The following is a 674-nucleotide window of genomic DNA, read 5'->3' as shown; positions in this document are numbered from 1 at the left end:
TACGCCATCGGTGCCCGCGCTGCGTGAGCACGCGGCGGCGGTGCTGCCGTCGTACATGGTGCCGGCCGTCATCATGGTCCTGGACCGGTTCCCCGTCGGCGGCACCGGCAAGATCAACCGGAGCGCCCTGCCCGCACCCGACGCCCAGCGCCCCGACGTCGGCGTCGACTACGTCGCGCCCGGCAGCGCCGACGAGCAGCTCGTCACCACGGCCTTCGCCACCGTCCTCGGCATCGACCGGGTCGGCGTCCACGACAGCTTCTTCGACCTCGGCGGCACCAGCCTCCAGTCCGCCGCCGTGGCCGCCGCACTCGACGAGGCCACCGACGCCGTCGTCCCCGTGTCCCAGATCCGCCGCACCCCCACGCCGCACGCGCTCGCCGCGTGGCTCGCCACCGCGCCGCGTCGCCCCCGGGTCGAGGCGGAACCGTCGGGTGCCGCCCGCTCCGGGCCGGCGAAGCCGGTGCCGCTGACGCTGTCGGTCGCCAAGTGCGTCTGGCTCCCCTTCGAGCTGGTCTGCCCGACCACCTGGTGGGTGGAGGGTGAGCTCAATCTGCGGGCGTTGATGGCCGCGCTCGGCGACGTGCACCGCCGGCACGAGGCCCTGCACGCCCGCTACCGACGCGTCGACCCACCCGTCGCGATCATCCCGCCCAACCCCGGCATGCCCCAGA

Annotated in this window: 1 protein-coding gene; it reads left to right on the top strand. The window is 74.8% G+C overall.

The annotated features are described in order from the left end of the window. A partial coding sequence (locus tag ACVMYR_RS33130; protein WP_457123704.1) for a phosphopantetheine-binding protein occupies positions 1–674 on the top strand: 674 nt, incomplete at both ends.

The sequence above is a fragment of the Micromonospora sp. PTRAS2 genome, from assembly GCF_054052245.1.
The sequence above is the reverse complement of the archived record's forward strand: the minus strand, read 5'-3'. Positions and strand labels throughout refer to the sequence as shown.